The 6,224-nt window shown below is 53.3% G+C and carries 4 protein-coding genes and 2 pseudogenes; 2 read left to right on the top strand and 4 right to left on the bottom strand.

Annotation, left to right across the window (positions count from 1 at the left end; translation table 11 throughout):
* Nucleotides 1-170: 170 nt before the first annotated feature.
* Both QZ517_RS19330 and QZ517_RS19325 read right to left on the bottom strand, forming a co-directional pair.
* Nucleotides 171-1,328: a spermidine/putrescine ABC transporter substrate-binding protein gene (locus tag QZ517_RS19330; RefSeq protein ID WP_294230447.1), complete on the bottom strand. Its 1,158-nt coding sequence runs from the start codon at nt 1,326-1,328 to the stop codon at nt 171-173.
* A gap of 30 nt (nt 1,329-1,358) precedes the next feature.
* On the bottom strand, nt 1,359-2,480 hold the full coding sequence (locus tag QZ517_RS19325; RefSeq protein ID WP_294230443.1) for an ABC transporter ATP-binding protein: 1,122 nt from the start codon (nt 2,478-2,480) through the stop codon (nt 1,359-1,361).
* 120 nt (nt 2,481-2,600) lie between these two features.
* On the opposite strand from QZ517_RS19325, the gene QZ517_RS19320 reads away from it, so the two are divergent.
* Nucleotides 2,601-3,395 carry a helix-turn-helix transcriptional regulator gene (locus QZ517_RS19320; protein WP_294230440.1) on the top strand — a complete coding sequence of 265 codons (795 nt, stop codon included), beginning with the start codon at nt 2,601-2,603 and terminating at the stop codon, nt 3,393-3,395.
* Nucleotides 3,396-3,730: 335 nt separating this feature from the next.
* Here QZ517_RS19320 and QZ517_RS19315 read toward each other — a convergent pair.
* Together QZ517_RS19315 and QZ517_RS19310 are read right to left on the bottom strand one after the other, a co-directional pair.
* Nucleotides 3,731-4,249 (bottom strand): annotated as a pseudogene (locus QZ517_RS19315) (transposase); the annotation flags it as partial.
* Nucleotides 4,247-4,601: pseudogene (locus QZ517_RS19310) on the bottom strand (L,D-transpeptidase); the annotation flags it as partial. The pseudogenes QZ517_RS19315 and QZ517_RS19310, both read right to left, overlap by 3 nt.
* A 304-nt stretch (nt 4,602-4,905) precedes the next feature.
* Here QZ517_RS19310 and QZ517_RS19305 point away from each other — a divergent pair.
* Nucleotides 4,906-6,224: histidine kinase dimerization/phospho-acceptor domain-containing protein (locus tag QZ517_RS19305; protein ID WP_294230436.1), on the top strand; the 1,319-nt coding region annotated here is incomplete at its 3' end.

The raw sequence follows: 6,224 nt of genomic DNA, 5'->3' as shown, positions 1-6,224 counted from the left end.
TCAAACGTGAAAGCGGGCACCACACCACCGGCAGGTGCCCGCTCTCCAAAGCTGAAGATGAAAACAACAGTCAACGGAATGATCAGCATCACCAGAAACCAGGTCCCGGCGGGAGCCAAAAGCAACCAATTGCGCGTTCGTGCTGTCATGTTGTTTTCACCTTTGTTGGCTTAGGCTGACTTGAAGCGCGCCATCAACTCGGCACGGTTCGGGTCGGTCAATGTCGCAGCTGCACCAAATTCCAGCGGCGTCAGAAGCTCCTGTGCCGGGAAGAGGATTGGGTCGTTTTTCAAGGCCTCGGGTAGCAATTCGAAGGTGCGGGAATCCGCTGTGGGATAGCCATGAGCCAGCACTTCCTTGGCATTTACGGCGGGATCCAACAGGAAGTTGATCAGCGCATAAGCCACGTCTATATGGGGCGCACCTTTTGGAATGGCATAGTAGTCACTCCAGATCTCGCCACCTTCACGGCCCAGTACATAGTGAATTTCTGGCATGTCTGTGTTGAGCTGTTTGCCATCGCCAGACCAGCAGATTGTCAGCCAGGCATCACCATTGCGCATCGAAGGCTGATAGTCAGACGTGATTGCAAAAAGATGCGGTTTTACGTCAATCAGCAGCTTTTCAGCGTCAGCCAGTTCAGCTTCGTCGACCGAATTGAACGAATACCCATAGTAGTTCAATGCGCTGCCAATGGTTGTCAGTTGGTAATCATGCACCATGGCCCGGCCGGTGAATTTGTCGCGCGCAATGTCAAAGAACTCTTTCCAGGAGGCAATTGGCTTGCCATCGTTGTGCTTGGTGTTCACCGCCATTCCGGTGGAACCCCAGTCTTTTGGCACTGCATAAAGCGTGCCGTCAACAGATCCTGCTTCGGCATAGCGCGCATCAAAGGCAGCCCCGTCGTAGTTCGGGAGCTTGGAGGTATCCAGCGGTTCAATCAGGCCTTCATCAACATAGGTCGAGATCGTGTAGTTGGTGGGCACATACACGTCCCATCCGGTCGCACCTGCCTGTAACTTGGCCAGCATTTCCTCGTTAGAGCCAAAGACGTTGACCTGAACATGGGCCCCAGTGGCTTCGGTAAAGGCCTCAAAGTTTTCGGGATCATGATAATTGGGCCAGGTCGCCAAAACGACACGGTCGCCAATGTCACCCGCAAACGCTGGACTTGGGCGCAATCCGGGAACGGCTGCGCCCATAACGGCTGCAGCGGCGCCAAGCCCGGTCACATTGAGAAAGTGGCGCCGTGTTACGGACCCTTTTCTGTAACTCTCCAACTCTTGCATGAACTTCTGTTTGGAGATGTAGTCGATGTCTCTGGTCATTCCCTTTACTCCCTACGATTGCAGTGTGGTTTAGTTTCGGTCGAGGATAAGTGCGGCTCTGTCTTCCCAAGACACAATTGCTGTGTCGCCAACGGCAAAAGCGCCTTCGGTTTGTTCAGTTTGTCGTGGTGATAGAACCAGAAAATCGCCAAGCGTTTCGTGGTTCACCAAATACTCGGTGTGTTCTCCCAGAAAGATCCGGTTGCGCACCTCTACTGTCAGCCCCTCACCTTGACGGTGCAGAGTCATTTGTTCGGGGCGCACGCTGACGGACACGTCTTCATGGTTGATCATCCCTTCAGTGGGGGTTCCCCGCATGATCATCCCGTTGCTGAGGCGCACCGATGTCAGTGGGCCGGGCTGATCGACAACGGTGCCGTTAAAGAAATTGGAGGTGCCAACAAAATCAGCCACATATTTGGAATTTGGCCGATCATACAGCTCTTGTGGGCTACCGACCTGGACAATACGACCCTCGCGCATGATGCAAATGCGATCGCTCATCGACAGGGCTTCTTCCTGGTCGTGAGTCACAAGTACAAACGTGATGCCCAGCTGACGTTGCAAGTCCTGCAATTCGATCTGCATCTCTTTGCGCAGCTTGCGATCCAAGGCCGCCATTGGCTCATCGAGCAACAGAAGCTTGGGCTCGTTGATGATTGCGCGTGCCAAGGCGACACGCTGCTGCTGCCCGCCGGACATTTCCCAAACCTTTCGATCCTCAAATCCACGGAGCTGAACCACGTCCAGAGTCTTGTCGACCTTTTCCTTGATCTGCGCTTTGAGTAGCCGTGGGCGACGCTGGCGCAATCCATAACCAATGTTCTGGGCAACGGTCATATGCGGAAACAGGGCGTATTGTTGAAACACCATATTGACCGGACGGTGATGGGCTTCCAGTGCATTGACCACCTCGCCGTCAAGCAGCACGTCACCTTCGGTAGGCGTCTCAAACCCTGCCAACATTCTGAGAGCAGTGGTTTTTCCACAGCCAGATGGACCAAGGAAAGACAAGAATTCACCTTCAGTGATTGTCAGGTTTAGATCGCTGGCAGCGAGCACATCTCCAAAACGTTTGGTAACGCCCCGCAGCTCTGCAATGGCTTTGCCGTCAGCTGGAGTGAAGGCCCCGATATATCCCCTGCTTTCCATTTAGTGCTATCTTTTTCCGTTTTAGTGAATACTATCCATTTCGGAAAAACTGTAAGAAAAACTCGATTGCTGTATATACCACGTTTTTAGTATAACAATCGTAGTAGCGAGGCTTGGCGTATGAAGACCGTGATCACTGCGACCGGAACTCTGATTGATGCGATTGGAACTGAGCGCTTTGCACAAACCATGTCGGATACCCTCAAAGGCATTGCCGCATTCGATTACACAGTCGTTTTCGGATATCTCGGTGCAGCCAGCCCAAAAGATCTGTTCGATGACTTTCCGACAAGTAAGCGCAAGATTTTTGTAGAGGACTATCAGGAAGGACCTTACCTGCTGGACCCGTTTTATCTGGCTTGTGGAAATCAGGTCGAACCCGGCCTGTATCGGATCAAAGATTTGGCACCTGACAGGTTCTTTCAGGGTGAGTATTTCCGAAGCTACTACGCTCGTACAGGTTTGGCTGAGGAGATAGGGTATTTCATCGAAATGCCTGGGAATGCCATTGTGGTCCTTTCGCTAATGCGCGCTGAGAAAGCTTTTTCGGCAAAAGATTTCCGGCAACTGCGCGAGTTCTGGCCAGTTGTGCGCGCAACGTGCCAACGCCACTGGAGTGATTTGGCAGCGCAGTTTGGCGCGGATGCCAAAGCGACGTTGAGTGGGGGGCTGCATCACAGTGTGGAGCTTGCTTTTACAAACTTTGGCGAGGGTCAATTAACCCCCAGAGAAAGGCAGGTTGTAGAGTTCACTCTCAAAGGTCACTCGGCTGATGCAGTTGGTCGCATTCTTGAAATCTCACCCGGTACTGTTCGTATCCACAGGCGGAATGTGTACTCAAAGCTTCAGATCAGATCACAGGGTGAGCTATTTTCCAAGTTTATCGAAACTTTGGTATCGGGTGGGAGACCTTGATACGGTACGGTTTGATACTTTGAATAATTCATCAAAATGTATTTCTTTTGGCCTAGGAAGCCGACATTTGTAGTTGGGTTAGAAATGTCGACTTTGCACATTTGCAGCCAGGTCCGCGCTGCAGTCACCTTACGCGATTGAATGTCTTAAACGGCATGTCCAGCATGGCTTTCTGTCGGACTTTGCAAAGACCGCTTTGAGACAACCACGCTACAATCTCGCAACCACAGCGAAAGGAGGTTTTCCGCCGATCCTGTGGAAAAACACCGTGTTGCTTGCGCAGAAAATGGTCGCTGTTTGAGTGCGCGAGCGCCTTCCTTATCAGGCTTGCGTGTTTGCTGCGGCGCGGGAAAGATCTTTGCCAGTTTGCGGAGGTTTTGGGCGGTTTCGGCGAGGAGGAATTCGTCATTTGCACCGCACCGTCCACGTAACCGAAGACGTCCCAGCCCGAGGATACGCTTGAGGTGCGCGAAGAGCATTTCCACCGTCTTTCGAAGCCGCATTGAGACCGCATATTGTTTGGTCGTTGCAATATCGCGGGCAACTTGTCTGGCATCTTAGTGTTCTTCGCTGGAGATCATACGCGCATCTGCCTTTGGGCAGCGCTTCATCTTTGCCGGGCAGGCCTGATAGGTGTGTTTCAGCGCTTGATATTTTGCAACGCCCTTGCCGCTGGGGCCACGATTGGGATCAGGGTAATTGCGGTGGAACTGTTTGAGCGGCGCACCTTCAGGGCAGATGTATTGGTTGTTCTTGGGGTCCTATTCGAAGGCGACGCGGTTCCATGTGCCGTCTGTCCGACCCGCTTTGTCCAGTACAGGAATATGGGGATCGATGTCGCGGTCAACGAGCCATTCCGGGTTGCGCTCCCGCATCGAGGGTGTGGGTGCCCAGCCGCGGTTGGCGCGTTTGGTCAGCTCATCGGTCAGGGGCACAGAAATTGGGTGGATGCGCATCTCGCCATCCGCAGTCCAGTGCTGCAACACCCGGGTGGTGGTGTCGGAGATGATCAGACCCGCGCCAAGCGTGTCAAAATGGTCCTGCCACGCGTGGGTGCGGAAATAGGAAACGTTGCGCTGTACGGCTGGCTCCGGCTCCGCGCTCGGTAAGCGCCAGCGTGGGGGCGGCTGCCGCTAACGGGCAAAGCGTGCTGCTGATCAGGAAGGATCGGCGGGTGAACCGGGGAGATTTTGGGGAGTGTGCCATGCGTCCCTCGTGATGTTCTTTGCCTACAGTGTGGCAGGTTCCAGTGGGGAGAGGTCAACACACGTTGGGGTCACGAAGGCGTGAGGAAGGGGGATAGACAGACTCCGATAACTTTCGGTGCCGCGCGTCTAAATCTTGACGGTTCAATAAATTTTAGTGGTCCTAACTTTGCATTTAGCTACAAGTTGGATCCAAAGTGAATTTATCTGCAGTAAAGGGTAAGACTCTTGCAAGGTGAGCTTGGTAACAAAAGTAAATTGCAGGCGAGACTCGCTTCAAAACCAATGGAAGTACGGAGGCCGATATGAGCGGCAAAAAGCAGAATAGTAGCTCGAAATTAGGCTCTATCGATCAACATCATTTGCGACAGCGCCTGCTCATTACGATGGTCGTGCTGCTGGTTCCAATGTTTGTAGCGAGTGCCGCCTCAGTCTTCTTCCATCAGTCGGCCGCAGCCACGTCTCGCTATGTGTTGGTCATTGGCCAGATGATGGAAGGCGTTGCGAAATTAAAGGGGCACGCGGCACAAATAGAGACGTCGCGGACCTACGATGAAGCAGAAGCGCAAAAAACATATGTTCGGGCGCTTGGGTTTTATTCGGCGTTGCGGGCGGCAGATCCAGATGGTGGTGACATCATGGAGGACACTGACTCTGAAACGCGGCAGGCCCTCAATGATCGCACAAGCGAGGCCGGGATTGATCCGATCAGTTTGGGTCAGGAGCTGGGGCTGCTTGGCAATGAAATGCCGGAAGATCTTGAAGGTATCTGGGAAGAGGAAGACGAAGAATGGGAGACCAGCTCCTCCAGCGTGGTCTCGCTTGAAAACTCAATTGGGACAATCCTGTTGGCCGCTGCGGAGGTTTTTGCCGACGGAAAGTCAGACCCGGCAACACTTGAGGCGTTCTGGACCGAAGCAAACCAGTTGTCTTCAGAACAACTCGAACACGTGAATGCGGTGCTCACCCAAAAATCTCAAACCGTCGGTGAGCTGCCCGTTTTCCTTTCTGTGCTTGTGTTTGTTATTGCCCTATTTGCCGCCGTTTTTGCATGGTTCACTGTCGCGCGACCGTTGGTGCGTGAAATTCTCCGAATTCAATCGGAGCTTCAAGAGGAAGCGCAAGCCGCGCGAGCTTCTGATTTGGCCAAGACGCAGTTCCTTGCGACGATCAGCCACGAGCTGCGGACGCCAATGAACGGTGTCATTGGGGCCGCGCAACTTCTGGAACTGGCGGATCTGCCGGAAGAAGACAGAGAGCTGGTTGATATCTTGAACTCCTGTGCAGATAGCCAGATGGCGCTGATTGAAGAGATTTTGACGTTTGGCGAGATCGAGGCTGGTGCGCTTCGCATGAAGTCCGAGCCGATTGACGTTAAAGACTTCATGAAGAATGCGACCAGCTTCGCGACGATTTTGGCACAGAAAAAAGACCTGTCTTTCCACCTTGAGGTGCCTGAAAACGCGCCAGAAATTCTGGGGGATGCCAAGCGGTTGCGGCAGGTTGTGGTGAACCTTGTTGGCAATGCGGTGAAGTTCACCGACGCAGGCTCCGTTCATGTCAGTGCAACCGTTGCGCATGCTGAGGGATCGGAGGACGCGGTGTTCTCTGTGGCGGTCACGGA

The organism is uncultured Shimia sp., assembly GCF_913054185.1.
Classification (GTDB): Bacteria; Pseudomonadota; Alphaproteobacteria; order Rhodobacterales; family Rhodobacteraceae; genus Shimia.
Note: the sequence above shows the minus strand (reverse complement) of the source record. Positions and strands in the feature narration are given on the sequence as shown.

What these genes read in the sequence shown, in the direction of transcription:
- QZ517_RS19330 (WP_294230447.1), bottom strand. Translation starts at nt 1,328, where the DNA reads ATGACCAGAGACATCGACTACATCTCCAAACAGAAGTTCATGCAAGAG.
- QZ517_RS19325 (WP_294230443.1), bottom strand. Translation starts at nt 2,480, where the DNA reads ATGGAAAGCAGGGGATATATCGGGGCCTTCACTCCAGCTGACGGCAAA.
- QZ517_RS19320 (WP_294230440.1), top strand. Translation starts at nt 2,601, where the DNA reads ATGAAGACCGTGATCACTGCGACCGGAACTCTGATTGATGCGATTGGA.